General features: G+C 62.4%; 6 protein-coding genes and 1 pseudogene. 6 read left to right on the top strand and 1 reads right to left on the bottom strand.

Features of this window, described 5'->3' with window-relative positions; all coding sequences use genetic code 11:
* Nucleotides 1-661: 661 nt before the first annotated feature.
* The 6 genes from V2L32_RS00870 (at nt 662) to V2L32_RS00845 (ending at nt 23822) form a co-directional block, all read left to right on the top strand.
* Nucleotides 662-1396, top strand: coding sequence for a hypothetical protein (locus V2L32_RS00870; RefSeq protein ID WP_331232250.1), 735 nt, complete (start codon nt 662-664; stop codon nt 1394-1396).
* Nucleotide 1397: 1 nt separating this feature from the next.
* Nucleotides 1398-4145, top strand: coding sequence for a hypothetical protein (locus V2L32_RS00865; protein WP_331232249.1), 2748 nt, complete (start codon nt 1398-1400; stop codon nt 4143-4145).
* Nucleotides 4146-7790 (top strand): DUF6603 domain-containing protein, encoded by a 3645-nt coding sequence (locus V2L32_RS00860; protein WP_331232248.1) that lies wholly within the window; start codon nt 4146-4148, stop codon nt 7788-7790. It begins immediately after the preceding gene.
* Between the two features lie 362 nt (nt 7791-8152).
* On the top strand, nt 8153-11566 hold the full coding sequence (locus V2L32_RS00855; protein WP_331232247.1) for a hypothetical protein: 3414 nt from the start codon (nt 8153-8155) through the stop codon (nt 11564-11566).
* A 299-nt stretch (nt 11567-11865) separates the two neighbouring features.
* Nucleotides 11866-21240: a BGTF surface domain-containing protein gene (locus tag V2L32_RS00850; protein ID WP_331232245.1), complete on the top strand. Its 9375-nt coding sequence runs from the start codon at nt 11866-11868 to the stop codon at nt 21238-21240.
* 53 nt (nt 21241-21293) lie between these two features.
* Entirely contained in the window at nt 21294-23822 is a 2529-nt protein-coding gene (locus tag V2L32_RS00845) for a lamin tail domain-containing protein (protein ID WP_331232244.1), read from the top strand.
* 409 nt (nt 23823-24231) lie between these two features.
* Here the strand turns inward: V2L32_RS00845 and V2L32_RS21045 are convergent.
* Nucleotides 24232-24492: pseudogene (locus V2L32_RS21045) on the bottom strand (hypothetical protein); the annotation flags it as partial.
* Between the last annotated feature and the right edge of the window lie 5 nt (nt 24493-24497).

Raw genomic sequence — 24497 nt, 5'->3', positions numbered from 1 at the left:
TGGCTACAGGCAGCTGGTATTGCCCGTGACTTTCAAGGGGTCTCTGGCTCTCCTGGTGGATCAAATTCGATAGATGCCACCCATCTCCGAGTCAACTTCATCTGCCCACGCTCGAAGTTCGATAATCTTGCGAAGAAGTGATCACCTGTCTATTTTCACTATTTGCACAATTTTCACCTGTTGGGTGAATTTCAACGGATAGTTATCTAACCTCGCTCGGCCATGATCCACGATGTTATGCGCGGCGCTGTCATCGGGGATCGATCCGCCCGATCGTCGACTACCAAGGGCCTCGATCAAAACACATGTACGATAAGCGGCCTTGCTAAAGCGCCTCACTCAGCCGACGTCAAATCCACTTTTTCCGGCGGTTATTCGAACGTTGAAGCGTTCGTCTCCCCCCACACCAAGAGTCGGTCGAAGACGCTTGAGTATCTATGAGCGTTTGGACCGCCCGGGTACGCGATCGGCTACAACGACAGCAGTGTCTGGGGACCTACCCGTTAGATGTCGATCCTGAAGAGACACGAGATAATGACAACTAGAGTAATCGAGGGCGCTGGCCGGCGGTGGGACCGACGGAAGACGTGGTACCGAGGACGGCGGATCGGGAGTCGACGACCGTGGTGGACCGGTCGAAGCGGTATTGGGGAATCCACTAATGAGTGAGGAGGAGGACCGTCCCGATCACGTCGAACGCCCCGTGCTGATCGTACCGGGAATTGTAGGTACGCTCGGTGCGGGAAAGCACATGGAGGAGTGGTTTCTCACGCGGGGGATCGAACCGGAACGGCCCGTATCGGACGACGATGACGAGTCCAAGTATGAACAGGTGATCGAAGTCGATCCGCTCGGCGGGTACTACTACGATCTCATCGTGAGCCTGGAGAACGTCGGCTACGCACTCGACGAGACACTTTTCATTGTCACTTACGACTGGAGGCTGCCAGTCGGACCGTACCCCGAGAGCGCTGACGACTTCGACGGTACTGTCGACGTCGGCGGGGCGGAGGAGCGTGTCTCCGATATCGGCGCACAATCATTCGACTGGTCGCACGGAATCGGATGCGAGATGGGGACACCGTCGAACGATACGTCCTCCATCCGTCGGTCGGACCGACTCGAAGCGAGGCCGCCCCTGATCAGTCAATCATATACCACGCGTAGCGAGCAAGGAACCACGGGCGCAACCGACGGTGTTTACGCAGAGGTCTCGGCTTCCGAGCAGGTGCACGTTGTAAGCGACGGCTTCCCAGCGTCGTGGCTCGAGGAAATGACCGAGTTGATCGCGGGATGTCTCCGGCTGCGCGTCGAGGTGATCACCGAGACGGCCAATCTGGTAATAGGTTGGCTCCCTAACCAAGTCCGACCAATCCGATCAATGGGGGGTGTATAGGGTGAGTTCAGGTGACGGTTCCGGTATGGATGGGCCGCGGGATATCTTACCCGAAGGAAAAATAACCCCGGGGAGATCGATGCCGAGGCTGGGCCCAATAGGAACGGCAATAGGGTTTCATGAGGAATACAAATCCGCGTTAGACGAGTGGCAGGCGTTCCAGCAGCGCCATATCGGCAAGGTCTACCTGTGGTCAACGATCGAACAGCTAATCAGCCAAGGCAGAGAATCTGACGGGTTCTCAACGGAGGAATTGTACCGAGCCCTCGGTGTGGATCAGTTTCACGAGGCGAGGGGACGCGATTGGGATGGGGACGAGAATCTCGCCGCTGCACTCGATTTGGAGGCGGAAATTGATTATTTAGTGGGCGGGCTACAGACTCGGTTGTTCGACGACGATTCGTTCGATAATGAGTTCATCTCGTTCGGACGGCAACTCTTCTGGCGGCGCACCTCGGTCGAGTGGAAGGCAAAGCGTTTGATTCACTATATGAAATACGGTTCGGAAAACCCCCGGGAGGAGGTGCAAACACCGAGGGAAGTCGATTTTAACCCCAAAGACAATGAATTCTATGCCGCATTTGTCAAATGCAGCTTCCGAGACCAGATCATCATCGCCCGGGAGCTCACCGAAGGGCTCTCACATTCCCACTGTGGGCGAGAATTCCTGGCTGATTTGTTCGAATATCAGAGAAAATCGATACTGAATCCTTTCTCATTTTTGGGCCCAATTCGACTATGGAAAGGGAGGGATGAGTCGGATAACAAGATTCTTTTAGAAGATGATGAGGCAATCGAATTTGCAAAAGAGATCTACATTACCGTCTTTGCAAAGAACCAAGAGCAGGTGGAAAATTATTATGTTCGTTCAGGGGACTCGCGTCGGTTGAGTTTTGCTCACATCCCCGCATCGGAACTGGGTACGTTGGAACCTTATTCTATTGGCGAGTACGTCACGGACCTCCTGTCTCAGCTGCTCCCAGGATTGTATCAATTTTATGCCACTAGGGAACCCGATCCAACTTACAAGAGTCTCGTAGAGCATGCCAACAAGCCCAAACCGAGCGAAGTAGTGGAGAAGTTCCTTGCAGGCATCACCTCACTTTACGCTACCGACGAACTGATAGAAAACGCGATAGATGAAATTTCGTGGAGGGACATCGACGCCGTCCGTCCGAAATGGGAATCAGGGCGGCTGAGCGAATTTGAGCGCGAAGGCATCGAATCATGGACGACCCAGGAGACGATGGCCATTTCGACTGTACTCGTGAATGGGCTTGATAAGTTCGTTAGTCAATTAGAGGTCCCAAGCGCCGCAATTGCGACGGGTCAACTGAAGCTCGCATTTGGCGTTTCAGGTGCACTCGGGGCACTCAGTACGATGGCGGATACAGACGCATCGGATGTCGAACAAGCTCGGGCGTTTCGGACGATGATTGGACTGCTCATCGACGGACCACAGATTATCACACGGTTCCGAAACGACTTTGAGAAGTTGTTCGGTGTACCGGAGCAGGCTGCTCGGAGGCAATCCGTCCAAGCGAACGCACTGGCAGGTGAAGCTGCTAAACGAATCGGTCCAGCACTGGACATCCTTGACATCTACCTCAACGTGTATTCGATGTCCGATGCGATCGAACGTGGTGACAATGCTGCCTGGGGATATGGAGCTGCCGCTTTCAGCGGCGTACTCGGCCTTTCGGCGGCGTATTACTCGGCCGCGGGAGTCTTGGCTGCGTCTGTCGGATTTGGCGTCGCCGCGATTTACATCGCTGTTATCGGAATCATATTGATCGCGGCTCTCTCGGACTCGGAGATTGCCGATTGGTTACGGACAACCTATTTTGGTGTTGAATGGGATGATTTGACGGATGAAGATTATATAAAACCGGAAAAGGACACGTTCGGCTATCGGAAGATCGATTCGGACAAAGGAGGGATCGTGCAACGGTTTCTACCTGGTCACGGTTGGATTGGCGACCCCAATTACACGGCACAAGTTTCCCAAATGTACAGTCAAATACGTCCTATTGGCCTGAAAGAGATTACGTTAGGGAAACAAATGCATCAAGGTACCGAACGATACTATGGACGTATCCGAATTGAGCCATCGGATGTCTACAATACTACGGAGGATATCCGGATTATGGGAAATGGAGCGCTCTTTCTCAGACTTTTGCCGGTGGTAAACGAACATCGGCAACGGGAAACCGGCGGACACCCCCCGTTGGAAACCGTGTGGCGGTACCGTCCATTAGACCTGCCTCACGACCATCTCCACCGATTCAGCTTCGGTGCTCCTCTTGGTGACGATGACATTGTATCAGGGAGGCACCTTACGGTCACTGACCCTTCATGGAAAACCGAACTTGCCGTTTTCGAACAATATCCTCTTTTAGATGCAATCGAAAAGTGGACTGGAGTGAACTTCCCAGACTCCACCCTTGATCTCGAAATTGACTCGGAAGAGGCGTTAACCGACGACGGTGAATGGGTGATAAAAAAGTGGGATGCGAAGATCTGGGACATGTCCCAAGGGAAAAGCCCCGAGAAGATCTTCGGGGTGGCTCCTTCGAAGATCGCATCACGCGATAAATACTACGCCGAAGTTCTGTATGCGCCACCGGATCTCGCTCGGTCGATGGGACGGGGGAGATCAGTGTCGGTACGGCCTGCTGAGTTGCCGATTGTATCTCGAGAACGTATGGAAATCGAGCGTCACCCCGTAGAGGTACCCGTGGTGTGGTGAATGACCGAACAAGAATCCCCGGAACTCAGCTCAGCGGAAAAGCTCACGGTCGAGTTAGTGCGGGTCCTCGAACCCCTCGATACTGCCCTCCGTGGGGGCACTCACGAAGTGGCAGATCTGCTGGATAGACTCGGTCTCGGCGAGGACGTCCTCGATGCCGAAGTTGAAACGATTCGTTCTCTGGTTGAAGACGAGGTAGGATCTGCCTTGGAGACGCTCCGAAATCAGTTCTTCGATCCCATCCGATCTGGCGAGAACATCTCGATTGATGGCCTGAACTATCATGTGCTCCTTGGGGCTATCAACGACGTCTACTCGGGCATCCGAACACTCCAAACATTGGATTTTACACACATCTCCGGTAACGAGGTCGCGACTCGAATGCTCGATTTTCTCCTTGTAAAGTATCTTTCCACCTATCACCGATCAATTCACGACGCGCTTTGTTTGGCTGGGATTATTGAGGAGGGTGTCCCACTGAGGGTTGACTTCTCGAAGCTTCCGGAGTTTCTGGATGATCCCAATCAGGTCTTTGTGAATGTGTTCGGATGGGGGGAGGAAACGTTTACCGGGTTCCTGGTTCTTTATTATGTACGCACGATATTCTGGCGATTCCAGATCCCCGCAGCCTTTCAGGAACCGCCGAGATCGATGGTAGAGGACCTCGTCGGCACAGCCGTGGAATACGACCAGCTCGAACAGGAACTCCAAGTGCCGGTAATCAGTGTGTTCGAGGAGGATGGATCCACGTCGGTGGGCTTTCGTATTGTCCCTCTTCCCGGAACGCCCCAACACGAACTTCCGGGGATGGCCGTCGTTCCGTATGGTCTCGCTGGAGCCTCGGAAACCGTGGAGGTCGGGGAAGGATGGACATTCAACGTTGCTACGGACGCTGACCAGACGGGCTGGGGTATCGGCCTATGGCCGGATACTGACAACTCGGGATCACATGCGGAAGTCATCGGGACTGATCATCCCATTCCGAATCTTGACGCGACCACAGGACTGGTATTTACAGGGTTTGAATCGGGGCGAGCCGGGACTACGCTACTCGGCGGTGCTACCGGAAGCCGTCTCTCCGTACAATATGCTGAACTAAGCGCGTCAGTCGGGATCAAAAACGGACAAGCCATTTTCGAAGTAAACGTGCCAACGAGGGGCAGGCTTGTCGTTGACACCAATCAACTCGATGCCTTCCTCGCGTCGATGCTCCCCGACGACGGCCTTGAGTACGACTTCGACGTGACAGTCGGCTGGTCGTCGGATCGGGGGCTATTCCTCGAACGGGGCACCGGTCTCGAAGTGTCGCTTCCGCAACAACAGCGCGTCGGTCCGATCGAGTTGACCGAACTCTACCTCGGCGTCCTCCCGAACGAAGACGCCGACAAAGTTCGGTTCGAGGGCTCCGCGTCAGCAGACGTTGAGATTGGCCCGGTAACCGGATCGATATCGCGATTCGGCATCGCCGCCGAAGTGGGCTTCCCCGAGGATGGGAATGGGAACCTCGGCCCGATCGACCTCCACGTCGGTGTCCAACCGCCGAACGGTATCGCTATATCCATCGACGTAGGGGTGGTCACCGGCGGTGGCTTCCTCGACTACGATCCAGAACATGAGCGCTACACGGGCGTAGTCGTCCTAAAAATCGGCGAGATCACCCTCAACGCGGTCGGATTGCTCAGCACCGACGTTCCGGGGGACGAGGCGGCATACTCGCTGCTCGTAATCGTCGCTGGGGAGTTCCCACGGATTCGCCTCGGACTTGGATTCTCGCTCACCGGGGCCGGGGGGATCGTTGGGCTGCACCGGTCGGTCAAGGCCGAGTCCCTCGGCCAGGTCGTCCGCGACGGGGCGCTCGATTCCGTACTCTTCCCGCAGGATCCGGTGGTGAACGCCGATCGCATCTTGAGTGATCTCCGCCGGATCTTTCCGGTGACGCCGGATTCGCACGTCTTCGGACCGATCGTCCAGCTTGAATGGGGCGAGCCGACAATTCTCACCGCCAACCTTGGGGTGGTACTCGAACTTCCGAGCTGGAAGATTGCGGTCCTTGGTGACTTCCAAGTCGTCCTCCCGAACGAGGATAATGACCGCGTCACGCTCAACATGGCCGCCAGCGGGATCATCGATCCTGACGAGGAGCGGGTGGACGTCGACGCGAGCCTCTATGACTCCCGACTGGTTGAGTGGACGCTCACCGGCGACATGGCGCTGCGGACCAAACGCGGTGATGACCCCCAGTTTGTCCTTTCGATCGGCGGGTTCAACCCTCGGTACGATCCCCCATCGGATGTCCCCTCGCTCGAGCGGGTAACAGCCACGCTCGGCCCGTCGAGCGGGAACCCCACCCTCGAGTTCGCTGGCTACCTCGCGATCACCTCGAACACGGTCCAAGCAGGCGCCAGCGTCGACGCCGTCGCGAAAGCCGGGCCAGCGTTGGCCGAGGGACGAATCTCGTTCGACGCACTGATCGAGTTCGATCCCTTCGGCTTCGTCGCCGACTTCCACTCGTCGTTCTCGGTGACAGTCAAAGGCAAGGGGTTCTCGGTCGACATTGACGGCACGATCTCGGGACCGGGTCCGTTCCGCGTTCAGGGAAAGATCAAAATCTCGCTCTTTCTGTTCTCGATTTCGGCGAGCCTCGACGTCAAACTCGGTTCGGGTGTGACTGTCGAGCTCCCCAGGGCGCGGGTCATGCCCGAACTTGAGGCCGAACTCGCCCGCGCGGCGAACTGGATGGCCAAGTTACCCAACGTGGGCGATGGTTTTGCTGACCTCCGGGAGATCGACGAGGATGGAGAGCGCGTGATCGCTCACCCTCTCGCCGAGATCGGTGTTAGACAGACCGTCGTCCCGCTGGGCTTTGAGATCGAGAAGTTCGGCGAGGCCACGCCCTCGGAGTACACCCACTTCGAGCTGGCGGACGCGACGGTCGAGGGGGCTGCCCTTGAGCTGGCCGCGGAGACCGAAGAGCACTTCGCGCCCGCACAGTACGCGAAGCTATCGGACGCAGAGCGTCTCGAAAGTCCCGCCTTCGAGACCCACCCCGCCGGACGCAAACTGCGCGACCGAGGCGTCTACCTCGGGTACGACGACGGAGACGGCCGGGAGGCGAACCTCCGGCAGACGACGCTCGAGTACTCCTGCGTCGTCTTCGACGAAGCGAGCGAGCGAAACGGCGCACCCCTGGCTTCTCTCGGCGGTTTCACCACTTCGCTCTCGGGCTTCGGTACCGGGGTCGTCGCCGCGCTTGAGGACGTAGGGGCCGTGGCGAACTCGCCAGCCAGACGGACCGGATTGCGGCGGTTCCGGCTAAGTGAGGCGGACAAACTCGCGGATCGAGCGATTACCGACGGTAGGACCGTGCCGCTGCACACCGACGACGGTCTCCAGCAAGGCCACCGCGGTAGAGCGAACCCGGATGTGGGAGGACTTGGCGGGAAGATCTCGATGTCGAGCGACCGGTACGTGATTGTCGAGGGTGGCTCGCTAACTCCTGTGAGCATCCCAACCGCACCGAACGCGCGAATGTCGAAGGCGACCGCCAAGCGGGCGCTGTCCCGCTACCGATCGCAGAATCCGACTCACGCTCGCTCGCTCAGAGTCGTCCCCACGAGAGAGACTCCGATGGAGGAAATCCAATGACCGAGAGACCGAGGACTACCGTACGCGCTCGGAGAGCCGATGAACCGACCGATGAGACGGCGTTCGAGGAAGCAACGTTCGAAGAGGCGGAAACGACCGCCCGGCGGAGACGGCGTTCACCGGAGACCGGGAGCGATCCAACGACGGAGTTCACGTTCGTCCCCGTCGCGAGGAGTGGCTACCGACCCACCGAGACATTCGAGCGAGGTGCCAAGAGAATCGAGGCTGCCGGCGAGACTCGGATCGACCTCGACGTCCGCGGCCGCGGCGAGGCAGGCGAAATAACCAGGACAGTCTCGGTTGACGTCTCGATCTACGGACCGGGTGCTGTCACCGGAATCGACACGGACCAGGTCGTCCGGATGGAGCCCGAGCCGCACACCCAGGAGTTCCCACCGAACCAGTTTCCACTGATCGAGTTCGACAACCCGGAGCTGCCCTGGCGCTACAGTCCTCAGCGTGCCGACGGTCACGGTCGAAACCGACCGTGGCTCTGTCTGGTCGCACTCAGAGAGGATCGGATCGAGTACGAACCCGCTGGGGTCGGTCCATTGCCGGTTGTCCGTACGCCGACAGACGAACTCCCGGATCCGGTCGAGTCATGGGCCTGGGCGCACGCTCAGCACGTCGGTGCCGAGGACCTGGAGGAGGCGTTCTCAACTGACTCGACGCACACCCGCTCGCGGCTTCTCTGTCCGCGGAATCTTTCAGCTGAGACAAAGTACCGAGCGTGTGTCGTACCGACGTTTGAACCCGGCCGGCGGGCCGGCCTCGGGTTAAAGCCGGAGGACAATGGCGACTCAATCGGGTTCGCCTGGGAGGACGAGCGAACCGTCAGGCTTCCTGTCTATCACTCTTGGACGTTCCGTACGGACGCAGTCGGCGACTTCGAGTACCTCGCCCGCCTGCTTGAGCCGGTCGAGTTCGGCCCCGGGATCGGATTCAAGACGATCGATGTTACCGATCCCGGTCCCGTCGATCTGAAACTTAGCTACGATCCTGAGACTGATCAGGGTATCGTCGGACTCGGCGGGGCCCTTCGCTCAATCGGCGCGGAGCCGATCACCTACACTATGAGGGCTAAGAGGCGTCTCCGCGAATTGCTCAATCAGCCACGGGAGATCGAAGAACTGACAAAGGAAGGTGAACACGGAAAAGAGGTCGGATACGGCGCCGTGGGACCACACCTCTACGGCCAGTGGCACGCCGGCGTTCCGGAGCTCAAGGACCCGGAGGGGGCGAGCGACTACCCGCGCTGGTTCGACGAACTCAACACTGATCCGCGCCACCGGATCGCAGCCGGCTACGGGACGCAGGTGATCCAGCGGGAGGCGGACCGGTTGCTTCACAGCGCGTGGGAGCAATTCGGCGAGCTCAGAGAGGCCAACCGGAAGCTTCACCGGCTCCAGGTCGACGAGCTCGTCCTGACCGACAGGTTCCGGGTCTTCGAGACGCTCCCGATGGGCACAATGATGAGCTTGACCGCCCCTCTACACGGCTCGGTTCGGACGGGAACCACGACGCTTCACGCCCGAACGGTGGACAGCGATCAGCCGACGGAGCTCACCTCGCCTGCCTTCCGACGGTTGACCCGGTCGACCGGCCCACTGGCGCGGCGACCTGGAATGGCCGTCAATACGCCGAATTTCAACACGCGGTTGGAAACGGGGAGGGTGCCGCGGCTGACAGACGGACTCGCCTTTACCGCGGATAGTGAGGTGGGAGACGAAGAGACCGAGGAGGTGGTCCTCGAGAGCGGTCGGGCGCTACTGGAGCCCGACTTCGGACCGCCGGGGGAGACCAATATCATCGCGGACGTCGCCGATCCGAGCGCATTCTTCGATACTGGTGCCGGACTGGCCGCCGATACGGAGTTTGTGGAGGCAGTGGCCGACCGGCTCGCCGAGCCCGAGGAACTGGCTACGATGGAAGCGGATCGGGCCTTTATGCCGCTTTCGGAACGGAACGACATTCCCGAAACGGTCCGCGATGGATATTCCGCGTTGGATAGCCTCGACGAGGAGTGCAGTGGCGCCCGCGAGGCGATCTCGACCTTCTCGCACTCGATCCGAAGGGAAGACCGGGACGCCATAGACGTCGAAATCGGGGATTCCTCGTCCGTCCACGAGGCGGTGGTGCGGATCGAGAAAGCGATCGATTCGGTCGAGACTGCCCTGGAGGATGCGGTCGCGGGCGAGCGCCTTGAGGAGCTCCGCCTGTACCATCGCCGCTGTTTAACCGAGGTCGAGAGGGCGATCGAGCTCCTCCGATCGAACCCAGACGAATTCAGGGCGGTCCGAGATGCCCTCGATCGAACAAGAGATGCACTGACGAGCATCGAAGGGGTAACGATGCGGCTCCGGGTCGCGCTTGACGCCCGGTCGGAGAGAATCGAGGATGACACGACCACCCTCGCCGGCGTGGCCGTCGAAGAGATCGAGATCGACGGGATCGACGTTGAGACGCTTGGCGCCCAACCGCTCGGGGCGTCGACCCCGAGGGAGCTCTCGATTCCGAAGGAAACCGAGCTCACCTCGGCCATCGCCGAAGGGTTCGAGCCTACGAAACGACTCTACGGACACGCCGGCACCGCCCTGGGGATCCCGACGCTCGAGGAACGCGAGGATCCCCTCGGGGACGTCATGGCCGCCCCGACGTTCACGGAGCCGACGTTCAGGCTGCTCGCGGAGCTGGACGAGGAGTACCTGCTCCCGGGCGTCGAATCGATCCCGACGAATTCGATGGGGACGCTTGTGACAAACCCCGAATTCATCGAGGCGTTCACGACCGGACTCAACCACGAGATGGCTCGCGAGCTCCAGTGGCACCGATTTCCGACCGATCGGCGAGGTACGTACTTCCGGCGGTTCTGGAACCGGAAAGGCGCGCCAGGCCTGGATCCTCATGATCCCGAAGCGATGGCCGATATCGAACCGATTCACACCTGGACCGGGAACTCCCTTGGCAAGAACAGCCCCAGTGACGACGAAGCGACGGTCGTCCTCCTGATCAGGGGCGAGCTGCTCCGACGCTATCCCACGACGGATGTGTTTGCCGTCAAGGCCGTGGAGGACGAAGGGGATCGAACGCCGGCGCTGCCACGGACGCACGTTATGCCCGAGGACGACGAGGACGATGAGATCGCCTATCCCATCTTTCGCGGTACGCTCTCCTCGGACATCACGTTCTTCGGGTTCTCGTTGACCGTGGAGGAGGCGCTCTACGCCCCCTACGATAGGGAAACGGCCGACGACCACGCGGACGAGGGGTGGTTCTTTGTTCTCCAAGAAGCACCCGGCGAGCCACGGTTTGGCCTCGACGTGGGCGCGGAGGAGGACGTCGGCGAGGTTCCACCCGGTATTACCGACGGCGACGGCCGCCTCCACCAGCTTGGGAGTGACGCGGACGCGGGACCCGCGGACCACGGGTGGAGCGCCGTCTCCTGGGCACACCTCGTCGATAACGGAGATCCGAACGCGGCGAAGTTTGTCGACGTCTCGAGCTCGCGACCCGGGCGAGAGACGTGGCGTGTCGAGGCCGGCAGCTCGTTCGAAGAAGGTGGGAACCACGAGTACGGGCGAGAGGATGCGGCTGAATGGGGACATAACAGCGCCCACATGGCCATTGCCACGTGGATCAGGCCAATTCGTGTGAGTATACACGCTGCCGACATGATCGCCGACCCGGATCGGGAGGCCATGTCACGGGGGAAGGCAACTTCGGCAAGGTTGGTTGATTACCCCCGGCCGATCGTACGTCTCGGGGGTATCCGATGAGCGCTGACAGCTCACTGGGCAAAGCTGCCGAGGCGCGGTCGCGTTGGCATGCGATTGACGCGCGGTTGAACCCTCTCCGCTCGGTTCACGCCGCGCTGACCGAGCTGCGGGACACAGTCGTACGCGAACGGGATAAGGAGGAAGCGGTCGAAATGGTTCGATCGTCACTTGAGGCACTCGGTGGCGAGGAGGCCGGCCTGGCAGAGTCGCTTTGGTTCCTAACGGAGCCGGTGTTTCCGAACGGACGAACTCTCGCCGACGAATTCAACGCCGGCCGAGAGATCGGTCCAGAAGCCACCGTGAGTCTAGAACGCCTCGTTGCTGTCGGGGACGGCGAGGCCGACTGGCAATCGGTCGAGGAGGCCGTCGGTGAAGTCCTCGACCGTGAGCCGATCGAAGAGAAGGCGATCGGAGATCTGATCGTCCTCTTCGGGATCACGGTCGAAGCCGGCATCGCTGGGCGCGAGCGGGAGTCCGAGCACCTCGTCGAGGCCCTTCAGGACGCGTACGACGAGCTCTCCGAACCCCTTCCAGAACTCGAGGAACAGCCGATCGCGCTCCTCCCGATACGACTCGAGACCCGCTTCGTAGATGGGGACGGGGGCCGGGGGTTCCTGGAAGATGATAATGATCCCGAACAGCTGCTCGTGCGGGTCTACCCCGACCAGGTTCACGTGGACGCCCACGAGTCCGAACTAACGGAGGACGAGGTCGAGTGGGGGACGTACTTCTGGACGGTGCTCTGGTTCGCCCGACACCCCAATCCAGAAGTGGTGGAGGACGCGAACGGCTACCTCGAGGAGCGGATCCCCGATCGTCGGCTGCGATCGGTCGTCGAGAGCCTCGCCGGTGACGTTTCAACGGGTAAGTTCTCCGGTGGACACCACGATCGTTATCATGAACTGAAAGAACGCGCCTGGAAGAAGCTGCTCGACCGGTTCGGCCGCGAGCGGGCGGCGTTCGTCGTCCATAGTCTCGAACCGACTGATAAGGGGCTCGCGGTGGATCTGCTGACGGCGCCTCCAAAGCCGCCGGACGACGGCTACGACCGCCCACTCGGTAGAATCGTGCATAAAGAGGAGGGGCAGCTCATCGACAGAGAGGTGGAGCGGCCGGACGTAATCGAACGGCCGACCGAAGAGGAACTCGACGTGATCGAGGAACCGGACGACGAACTCCATGTGGAGGATCCGATCGAAGAGGAACTCGACGTCGTGGAGGAGCCGGTTGAAGGGGAAGAGGACCGGACGCGGCCGAGGACCAGGGTTCACGCCTCACAGGCGAGACGGATCGATCCCTCCGAGCGAATGCGAACCCGGACGGGCTCGCGGATCGTCCGAGACCACCGTACCGAGCGGCCAGCAGCCGGTGATGCAGAGGCCGCAGAGTCGGACGACGAGGTGGCTGAGGAGCTTCCGGAGCTACCGGCCTTGCCTGAGCGACTGTCCCCGCTTTCTTTCCCAGAGGTCCCGCGACGACCGGAGTCGTGGACGAAAAGCGCCCGCGCGAAACTCCTTCCAGACCGCTGGGTCGCGATCGCCGAGTGGGAAGACGCCGGTGGCACGAGCCACCGAACGGCCGTGGCTGGCGAGGCGATCCCCGACCCCCTTCAGGTGGGGCCGGGACTGGAGTCGGTGGCAGAAGAGCTGCTTTCAGAGACCCTTGAAAGCGACTCGCCGGCTGCTGAAGGAACCGAGTGGCTTGTCGACTTTCGGGAGGCTGAGAACGTCGGCATGGCCCTTCGGCTCCCGCTAGGCGCCCTCGCCGGGTTCGACCATCGCCGCGGATTCGACCGACTCTCTGTCGTCGGGGTGAAGGCCTCGATGAACGCGTCGGAGACACCCAACGCGCTCGGAGACCTCCTCGACGCGCACCACTACACGGATGGACTTTCGTTCGTCGAACAGGGCACGCCCACGAACAACCACGACCTCCCGTCGGGCTACTCCCGGGCGGACGACCCACGCGAGACTATGGAGATCGAGTGCGTCCCCCCGAAGGTCGAGTCATATGATCGCAGCGATGGTGACCTCCTCGCTCGTGCGCTAGCTATCGATCGGGGGGACGGGACTGACCACGTCTTCGCGAACGTCGCCAATGCTGACGGGACCGAACAGCGCGATGCCCGCCATATGAACTCCGCGCTGTGGCCGGCGACCCTAGGCTACTCGCTCCAGCACGTTCTGGTCGACAACAAATTCGTGGGGAACCAGAGCCTCTGGGGCAATCGGGACGACAAGGGTGGGCCGACTGTCAATACGCACCTACTGTGGCTCGACGCCTACCGGCGGCACTTCATCAGGTACGTTCGGGGCCGGGGTCCGTTTCCCGCACTGCGAATTGGAGCCCACCCGTACGGGATCTTGCCGACGACCGCCGTCGAGACCGAACGCGACCTCTCGGTGCTCGAGTCGTCGCTGCTCCCCGACCTGCTCGCCTCACGGGTCAACATCGAGGAAATTCGGGACCGAGGCTACGACCTCGAGGACCTCGCGTCCGGCGGGATCGATCCGGAACTGCTCATCGAAGCGGGGGCCCGGTCGGACGCGGTGATCGAGGCCGGTGCGGAGCCGTCACACCTCGTTCGCGGGTCGACCCAGGAGGCAATCGAGGTTAACCAGGAACGGATCACTCCCCCGGGACTGATCCGGGATGGGGTCGGCCTCACCGCGACGTCGAGGCTCTCTCGTGACCGGCTCGCGGATGTCGGTATCGATACCGACCGCCTCGCCTCGGTTGGGATCGCGCCCGGTGATCTCGCGCGGGGTGCGGTGACCGACGACCGGCTCGCCGAGGCGGGAGTTTCGATCAAGCAGGTCGCCGAGGCAGTGCTGTGCGATGAGGCGAGGAAGCTCGGGATCACCCCCGAGGCGATGGCCCGCGCCAGGGTGGCCCCGACGGCGCTCCTCCGCGGCGAGTTCTCCGATCGTGATATCGAAGCGCTCGGGCTCGATACCCGAGCGGTCGCCGAGGCCGTCCTCCCACGGAATCTCAAGCGCGCCGGCGTTACCCCAAAGATCCTCCAGGACGCCGGGGTCTCTCCGCGGGCACTCGTCAACGGCGAGGTCGAGGACGGGACGCTGGAGGCGGCCGGGATCGACTTCGCCACGGTCGCCGAGACGATATTACCGAACGAGATGCTGGCGACGGGGATTACCTCTGACCGGCTCTCGGAGGCAGGCGTGACCGTTGCGGAGCTGTTCAACGGGACGATCGCCGACGAGACGCTCCGGTCGGTGGGGATCACCACCGACGCGGTCGCCGACGCACTGGTACCCACCGGACTTCGGGAGGCGGGAGTCACCGCTGCCGCCCTCGAGGACGTCGGAGTCACGCCAGCCGCCGTGCTCAACGGGGCCGTGACCCCCGTGGACCTAGAAGAGGCCGGGTTCGACCCCCGGACACTCGCCGAGGCGAGTGTCCTCCCCAAGGTGCTTACCGCGCTTGGCGACGGACTGGGGGAGTTCATCACCGCCGGGCTCGATACAGAATCGCTCCTCTCGAACGGGGTGACGACGAGGACACTGATGGACGCAGGCGTCGATCCGGAGACGCTGATAAAGGCAGGGCTGACGCGAGAGCAATTCGAGGCGGCCGGCGTTGATCCGAGCCGATCTGATGAAGAAGACGAAACGGACGGGATCGAGTCGGAGCCCGATCTCGCCGCCGGCACCGCCGCTACAACAGGAGGCGACCCGACGGCCGACGCGCTGTCGGAGGACGTCCTCTACGCCCGTTCCATGACGGAGGACCTCAAGCAAGCTGAACGGGAGCTCTACCGGTTCAGCTTCGATCCGGCGACGCCACGCGAGGGACTGGGCCCCGGCTCGAACAGCGAGATCGAGAGGACCCCAGAGCGGACGGCGTCAACACGGTCTGTGGACGAGGGCGGCGTCGAGGGATCGTACGGGCTCGTCGAGGACGGGGGAACCCGTCTAGTCTCGCCGACCCTCCTCGACAGTTTCATGCGGAACCGGCTCCGCGAGCGCGTCGTCGGCTTCGGCGCCCAGTGGAGCGCCGCCGCGGCAGAACTCCCGTTCGGCTCGGACGTCGACGAGGATGCGCTCATCCGCCTGCTTAAGCGGACGGCCGTCTCCTCCGACGTTCGCCACCGGACCATGGTCTACTCGGGCGAGGATCACGAAACGGAGGATCCGGTGGGCTCCGAAGTGGCCGACCTGTTTCTCCCGGGCCACCGTCGGACCGTCCGGAACGCCCTTGAGCGCGCCGGGGCGACCGACCTGGACCCGCGAGTCGGCTCGCTGTACCCCTTTGATGGGGACTTGACCCCGCAGCTCGATCTCAACTCTGGGATTCCGCGATTCTCCCACTTCCAGCAGTTCCACGACGTGGTCGGATCCCCACACAGAGGGATCGTCTCGCCGTACGACGACGTCGACGCCAACATCGACGCGTTCGTCGACATCCTGCTCGCGAGGAGCCCGCGCGCGATCGACCAACTCGGCCACCCGCTCGATCTCTGGCAGGACGAACGAATCACTGTACACATTCCGTACGCCCCATCGTACCCGTGGGTGGGGATCGACTTCGACGTCCTTGACCTCTCCAGAGAGGAGTGGGCGGGCCTGGGCATGACCGCCCAGCGAAAGCGGTTCGTCGAGCAAATCGAGACTAGCGACGACCCGATCGGCCTCGTCGAGCGAATGGTAGCGGAGAGCCGGGGGACCGACAAACCGACGGTGATGGCCGAGAACGCGGCCGACTTCGGGGACTCGGGCGCGCTCCGGTCGCTGCTTCGGATCCTGTTGCAGTTCGGGACGCTTCAAGCGTATATCACCGCGAGACGAAGGATCGGCGCCGAGTTCAGCGATCACCCGGACGGATGGCCAGAGCCGTCGCTCTGGACGGACGACCGTGGCCCGCTCGACAGCCTCGACGACCCGGTTCCGCCGGCGCTAGCGCTCCGGCCGGACGTCGATCCGGAGATGAGTTACGGTGATCTTCTCCGGATCGTCGCTCGGGAGGGTTCCTCGTCCACGTCGATCGATCCGCGGACGAGCGAGTACGCCGACAGTCTGGCGTACCTCCGCGACCGCGATCCCGTCTCGCTCGCGGCGGCGATGCACGAGACGCTCGATCTCGCGAACCACCGTCTCGACGCCTGGTGGACGTCGATCGCAACGAAGGACCTCCTGGAGCTCCGCGAGGTTCAGGGGACCGAGGGCGACGGTCTCGATGCGATGACCTGGGCGGGTCCGGACGGCAACGTCCAGCTCACGACGGTGGAGCCTGGGCTCTCCGGCTCGTTCTTCGGCGACTCCGAGGGATCAGAGGAATTCGAGGGGGACGACTCCCGAACGATCCCCGACGGTGGCGAGGAAGAGTCCGATCGTTCCCGTCGACGTGCGAGAAGACGCGACCATCGGACGGAGGACGAAGAACCCGTGACCGACGAGCCATCGGACGACGAATCCAAGAAGGAACCTGATCGTCCCCGTCAACAAGTGAGAGCACGTCGGGGGTCCAATGAACAGGTACGCGACCATCGAACAGAGGACGAAGAACGGGGAAGCGACAAGCCATCTGCCCCCGTTGAAACCCAGAACGAACCCAAGCACGATCCCGACTCGCTACTCCGTCGGGCCGAGGACGATCCCGGGTTGTACGTCGGCGGCTACGGGTTCGTTGAGGAACTCCGACCGAACCTGGACGAAGCGACCGGACCTGAGTACATTCACACTCCATCCGAGGGACACGCGACGACGGCCGCGTTGCTCCGGAGTGGGCTCGACGCGCACACAGCCGACGAGGGCGGGAACATCATGGGGATTGACCTCTCGCCAGAGCGGGTCCGAGCGGGGCTGTGGCTCATCAGGGGCGTTCGTCGGGGTGGATCCCTTGGCCAACTGCTCGGGTTCCGGTTCGAGCGGCGACTGCACGAGGAAACCCTTGCCGATGCCGAGGAACTGGACCGCGAGGAGGTGGATCTCATGCGATACCTGCGTGCGTTCCGCTCGGCGTTCCCGGCGATCGTTGATAAGATCGAACGGCCCGACGACACCAGGGGGAGCGACGACGGCCGGAAGGCCGAGCTCGCCGGCCGCGACACCGTCGACGGCTACCGCCTCGTGAAGCGATGGGATCGCTACCCGTTCGGCCGCGGTGATGAACTCCCAGACGCCCAGGTTGACGTCACGGAGTACGCGGTCCTTGAAGGAATCGTCGAGGAGCTGCGGACGGCCGTCCGCGCCGCGGGCGACCTGCTGACCGCCGAGAGCGTCCACCAGCTCGGCCAGGGCAACTTCGAGAGGGCCGGCGGCTCGATCGACGCGCTAGCCAAGGGGGAGGCGTTCCCCGACCCAGCGGTCGTCCAGACCCCGCGAACGAACACCGGCTTCCCCCACCGCCACTGCGTCTTGTTGGACGCGACGGAGGAGCCCCCGAGGGGAACTCCACGCGGGCGGGTGGAGCCCGCGATAGCGACCTGGGTCGAGCACTTGCTTCCCGACCCCGATTCGGTCGAGTGTCGGGCGACGATCCGCTGGACGGACGGGGACGACGAGCCCAGATCGACATCGACGACCGTGACCCTGTCAGAGTTGGAGCTTGGCCCGCTCGACACCCTCTACCTGTTCGGATCCGACGCGGAGGGGGCGCGAGCGGAGCTTGAGTCGCTGCTTGCCTACCGGCTGCTGCGCGACCCCCCCGAGGAGGGGATCCCGGCGGATTCAGCGGTCGAGCTAGCGTTCGCGGAGACCGAACGCGAGGAAGTGATAAGCGTCGCGGCCGTCCTCGAGTTCGCTCGGAGCTTGCGGACGCTCGTCCAGGAGTCGCGTCCGGTGCGGGCAGACGACCTGACCCATCCCACCGAAGCACGCGGGCCGGGCCTCGACGAGGCGACCCTTGAGGTAATGGAAGAACGTGCAGGAGCTGCCTGGACCGGTCTTTACACGTGGGCTGAGGTCCTCGATGAGCGTCTGGCGCTGCTTGACGCCGATCACTCGATCGGCGACGCGACCGCCGGCCTCCCGCGACCCCATGATGGGGAGCCTATTGGCGAGGACGCGGGATCCGACGGAGGCTGGGAGGCGCTCGCCGGCGATCCACTGCTGCCCGGCTCTGAAGCGACCGCCGCACGCGACAAGATGGACGACCGGTCGCGGACGGTGACCGGACAGGTCGACTGGCTCGCCGAGACGGCCGAGGACGTTCAAAAAGAGGTCCCACTCTCGAAGCTCGGAGCACTCTCGAACTCAGTCAACGCTGACGAACTCGAGGGCGAACTCCGCAGTCTATTGGAATCGTTGCCTGTCGGACCGAGCACGCGGAGCGCCGTCCGTGAACCGGTCACTGCTCGCTCATCGCCCGACGCCATCATCGCGGGTGCTGTCGAGAGCGAACTGGCTGATTCCGACGTGCTCGCGGACAAAGCCGAGCCGGACGGATCGACCTTCGGGACTGATATCGGAAGCTTCCTGAACCGCACTGCTTCCGCGCTCAACGCCCTACCCTCCGATGCCTCCCCGTTGGACGACGACGAAACTGTCGCGGTCACCATCTGGGGAAGCGACGGCAGCGGTTGGTTCGAGCGCGAGACGAGCGTCTCCGTGGACGCTGACGGCACGTTCACCGCCTCGGTCGACCTCTCATCGGTGGCGCCCGGCACTCCATTCACTGTCGCGGCGATACTTGAGAGCGACGGCGAGGTCGTCTACGCCGCCGACGGTCGGGTCGTCCGCGATGGACCCAGGGACCGGCCGGACCCGGGTGAGGTGCTCGCAACCCGGTGTCCGAACCTCCGACGTTTGCTGTCGATCCTCGACGCCTCGAGCGTCCTAAATGCAGAGAACGCTCCCCTTGGTGCGCTGGCGGCGGCGATCGAGGCGGCAGACTGGGAGCGAATCGCCGAAGAACGGGAGGGGATGGAGCCCGACGGGACCGTGCTGACCGAGGAGGACATCGCGGCGGTCGACGCGCTGCTGGCCCTCGGGAACGTCGATCCGGAGGAATTCACGTCGGCCGCGCTCAGCCTGATCGATCCCGTAAGCCGAAGCGGGCTCCACGACCTGTTCCTCGTCACGGGCGAGAACCCCGACGTCGGCGGGTCGATCCGATATATGCAACGGTCGACGCTCACCGAGGTCAGGGCAAGGCTCCACCGGCTGCTTGAGGGCCCAGCGCCGGCCGACGATGGACACCCGTCCCGGCTGCTCGCCTACGACCAGCGAATCGCACGCAAACTCGCGGATCGGTCAGACGGAGTCGTCGTCGCTGCCTACCTCGATGCGTTCCTCGCTGCGTCCGGATCGGTCATTCGGTATCTCTCCCGCGAGGACATCGAGGCGATTCCGCTCATATCGGGATTGACAGCTTGGCTGTACGACCCGGACGCGGTAAAGGACCCGAAGAAACTGGCTACCCTCCTTCGAAACCTCTCGGCGTCGGTCGAAGAGTACCCGGCGCTCGCCGCGCTGTTCGAGGCTCTGCCTGCGAAGGGGGGATCGAGCCCGCTCGCCGAGTTCGTCTCCCACCTTGAGACGGTGGCGGATTTGGTTGAGGAGGGTCCGGAGGAGCTCCCCGCCGACAACACGGCTGGGACGGTTCCGAGCGCTCAATCGACCGTCGAGGAGCTTTCGTCCGCTATCGACGAGCTGAAGCGGGCGATAGACGGAGTTGTGGCCGAGGAGCCCGTGGACGAAGCGTTCCGGGAGGGCATCCTCGAGAGCCTCCGCGGGCCGATGGCAGCGGTCGCCCGATACGGCGTCCTGGGGGCGACGCCGCGCACTCCCGTTGGCGGTACGCCCGATGCCGAACGTCAGCTCTGCGTGCAGGCCCGTGCGGTGCTGCGGCGTGTTCGTGGGCGTCTGGTCGAGATGGAGCCACCGGACGAGGAGGACGCCCTCGAGGCCCGCGTGGGAGCGGAGGTCAACCGGCTGGAAACCCTCTTCGGCGACGGCTTCGTCGTCTTGCCCCCCTTCACGCCTACGAACCCGGGGGAGCTCCGGACCACGTTCACGAGCGAGGACCTCGTTCCGGACGATCGGGAGCTCGCAGCGGAGACATGGCTGCAACGAGCAGCGACGGTCCGCGATCGGATCGACCATTTCCGCGAGGCCAGGACCTACGGCGAGGTGCTCACCGGCACCCACGCCCAGCCACTGACGATCGGTCAGGTCCCCTACGAGCCGGGAGACACCTGGGTCGGCGTTGACGGGGTCGATCCGCTGCCGGGCCGGCTGTCGGTGGTTGCGGCGTTCGGACCGGTCCTCGACCCGGCGGATGTCGACGGGCGGATGGTCGGCCTGTTCGTCGACGAGTGGCACGAGAGTGTCCCCCACGAGACCGAGACGACAGGGGTCGCGTTACACTACAACGACCCCGGTAACCGCGCGCCCAACGCCGTCCTCCTCGTCCCGCCGCCGCCCGACCGGTCGCTCACGCTCTCCGACATCGCGGCGGCAATCGCGGAGATTAGCGAGTGGGCCCGCCGGCGAGCGGTCGACTACGGCGACATGAACGGGATCGATCACCTCCTGCCGGGGCTCTACCTTCCGGTCGCGGGCGCCAGGCGACGACAGCCGCTCGTCGACCTCCGGATGCTTGACTGGTACGACTGGACGGCTGTCGACGCTCTCCTTGAGCCGGCCTTCTTCCGCGACCAGGTCGTCCGCTCCGGCGGGACGGAGACAGTGCTTGGGGGTGGGGGTGGATGATGCAACAGCGGACGACGTGGACTCGCCTGGAGCCACGTCCGCGGAGCGACGACATGGACGACGGGCTGCAAGCGGCGGTCAGGGATCCGCTGTGGCTTCTCAGCCGCCAGTGGCAGGTGAACGAGTTCCGGGGCACTGACGGTGGTTCGGCCGTACGAGCCGATCTCGAGATCGAGGAGGACCGTCTCACCATGATCGATCACCGTGCCGGCGGCCGCGGGGACGTCGATCCGTTCGCATACCCTGGGGATCCGCTCGAAGCGACTATCGAGCGAGAGCACGTGACTGACGATCCCCCGCTACGGCTGCGGGCCGAGGCCGGCCAGCAGTTCCTACGGCTGCTGGAGCGACGGGGCGTCGGCGAGTTTACCCCGGATGAGTTTGACGAGCGACTCCGTCTCTCCGCACCGGAGGGAGGACTCGAGGCGCCCGACCGACGGTATGTCGACGTGATGGCCGGCCGGACGCTCGACGGGACGGCCGTCGCGCGGTCGATCCGAAGAGCGGTCGGGAACATCGAGGAGGTCGTCGAGGGCGGGAGCGACTGGGAGGACGTGAAGGAGTCCGAACTGCCGCTGCCGAACGAAGCGGATCGGTCCGCAAAGTTTGAGGGGTGTGTCGAGTCGTACTACGGGTGGTACGTCGGGCTCTACGACGAGCCGACCGAGGAGTCGGGCGGCGCGTGGAACCCCGAACGACTCGAGTACTCCTTTGCGGTCTCAACGGGCGACCAAGAGACAGAGACCGTCTTCGAGGCTTCGGAGTACCGCGGCGACCGACTCGACTGGTACTCGGTCTCTCCCACAGACGGTGAGTCGCTCGATCCACCTTCGGACGGCGCGACCGAGGGGCGGTCGGAGGCCATCGTTCCGACCAGAATCTCGGTCCCTGGGATGCCTGCCCCACAATGGTGGGAGTTCGAGCAGGCCGACGTCGACCTCACGGACGTCACCGAGGACGGCGCGGCGCTCAGTCGGCTGCTACTGGTCGAGTTCGCGTTACAGTTCGGCAACGATTGGTTCCGGATCCCCCTGCAGACTGGGGTTGGGACGCTTTCTCGGATCCCAGAACTCACCATCACCGACTCGTTCGGCATCATTGAAACGGCGACTCCGGTGCTTGAGGATGAATGGCACCTGTTTATGCACGAGCTTCCCGGACACGAGGAGCCAGGATTACTTATGTTACCGACCGCGGGGGAGCGTCGGCAGAGCGACCCCGTCGAACAAGTGGTATTCTCGCGCGACAACACGGCGAACCTGGTGTTCGCGCTCGAACGGCGGGTGGAAGGGCCGACCGGACGGTCGATCGATCGGACGGAGTTTCGCGAGCCACGACTCGTCGTCGACGCTGCCACGGCCAATACAGACCCGGACGCTGAGTACCTTCGGCTCGCTAATCCAGGTGAGGACCGCTACGTTCTTGATGGATATCGGATCGATGCGGGGCGTTCCGATGGTTCCTCGGAGACGGTCTGCTCGATCGACGAGCAAACCCTCGCGGTTGGCGGGACACTCGAGGTGTACACTGGTGAGGCGCCGGAAAACGATGCGATCGGCTGTAATCGATTGGAATCAGTATGGACGGATGCAGACTCCGTGGAGATCCGAAACGATGAGGGCAGACTCATTCTCCGGAAGTCACTGAGCGGACCAGCGCCTGCGCGTGCAGACTACCGACTCTCGACGAGTGTGCCCCCGTACTGGTTCCCATTCGTCCCGGTTCGATCGACCGACGGGGACGATGCTGCGTCCCTGGGGGATCCGTTCACCGCCGAAAGCGACGAATTCAGGCTCGAACGTGCTCTGTTGCTCGACGCTGACTCGCTGGGTTTACCACTGGAGGAGATTCCCCGTCCAAATGGGGAGATCCTTAGGCCTGATCCTGACCTCCTCCCGGATGAAGCTGAGACCTACCGGATCATCGATGAGGAGGTTCCGCTCGGTGGGCGAGAGGTGATTCGTCAGTACCGGTTCGCCAGGGGAATCGACGGAAGGGGCTATCTCTGGAGTGGTCGACATAGCCGCATCGGCGATACTCAGCTCGAGTCAGGGCTGCGGTTTGATATCCTTGAGGACCGGTCCGACGTCGGCCTCCATAACAACGAGAGGAAATCCTCGCAATCAGGATCTGCCGATGAGGTCAGAGAATTTAAACAGGCCATCGAGGCCGAAGAGGTCAACGGAGTCGATAAGGTCGACGAAGTCCACGATGTTGATGAAATTAACGAGGTGGACCTTGCCATTGATTTGAATGTCGCCGGTGTTCCACTGGAGGATGAACACGTCGTGCTTCGAAACACCGGCGATGAGCCCATCGACTTTACAGGCTGGCAACTGATGGACCGGCTTGATGAGGGGGTTGTTGACACACCAATCGACGACGCATACGTGTTCCCCAATGGATTCGTACTGGGCCCGGACGAGGAAGTAACGGTCTGGACAGCCGACGGAAAGGACACGATGACTGATCTGTACTGGAGTCTCGGGACACATCTCTGGCGGGCCGAGGGGGACGTCGTGCGGATCTTCGATGACCAAGATGACCTCGTCTTCGAATACGGGTATGGGGATTGGTCCTGAACACGTTCTTCCCACTCATATGGTCGGATTTCAGTGTCGTGACATCTGGCTGGCGCTATAGCACGTCTCTCAATCCCTCATAGACACTTGCATCAATTTCACCAGGAAGGGCCATCAGATCGTCCTCACACTGAGAGAGCGTCTCGTTCGCTCGCCCAGTCGTACTCGTTGAGTGCTGCTCGGACGACAGGGAGTCGTCCCTCTATATGATACTGGCTTCTGAGATCCATTTCGATCGACGGTAAGTCGAGGGAGAAATGATGAACCTCAGTACCTCACAAAGCGTCACCAGCTAACTCAATCTGAGTCTCCGATTCTGTCTTAACGAGTCGTCAGCAGCGGTTGAGCTACGCTAAGCGAAGACGGAGCTGTCGGCGGCTGACCGCCGCCGACGCGACAGCGTTGCCACTCACGAGAAGGCGTACTCGACCGGTGATTGTCGGTAGAACCGGTCGTCAGGTGGCCGATTGGCGGGGACGGCTCGGCGCACCACAAGGGCCGTACACGCTGTCCGACACAGCATCTTGATGAACTCTTTGAACGATCACAACCAGAGGCGACGCCCGCGAAACCGCGATGGTTGTTGCAACGGAGAACCCCGAGCTGGTCGCTGAGAAACTTCGAGAGTGGGGTATCGAGTGACTCTATAAGTAGTCAGTGAGTCCACAATTGTGG

Origin of the sequence: Halalkalicoccus sp. CGA53 (assembly GCF_036429475.1) — an archaeon.
GTDB lineage: Archaea > Halobacteriota > Halobacteria > Halobacteriales > Halalkalicoccaceae > Natronorarus > Natronorarus salvus.
Note: the sequence above shows the minus strand (reverse complement) of the source record. Positions and strands in the feature narration are given on the sequence as shown.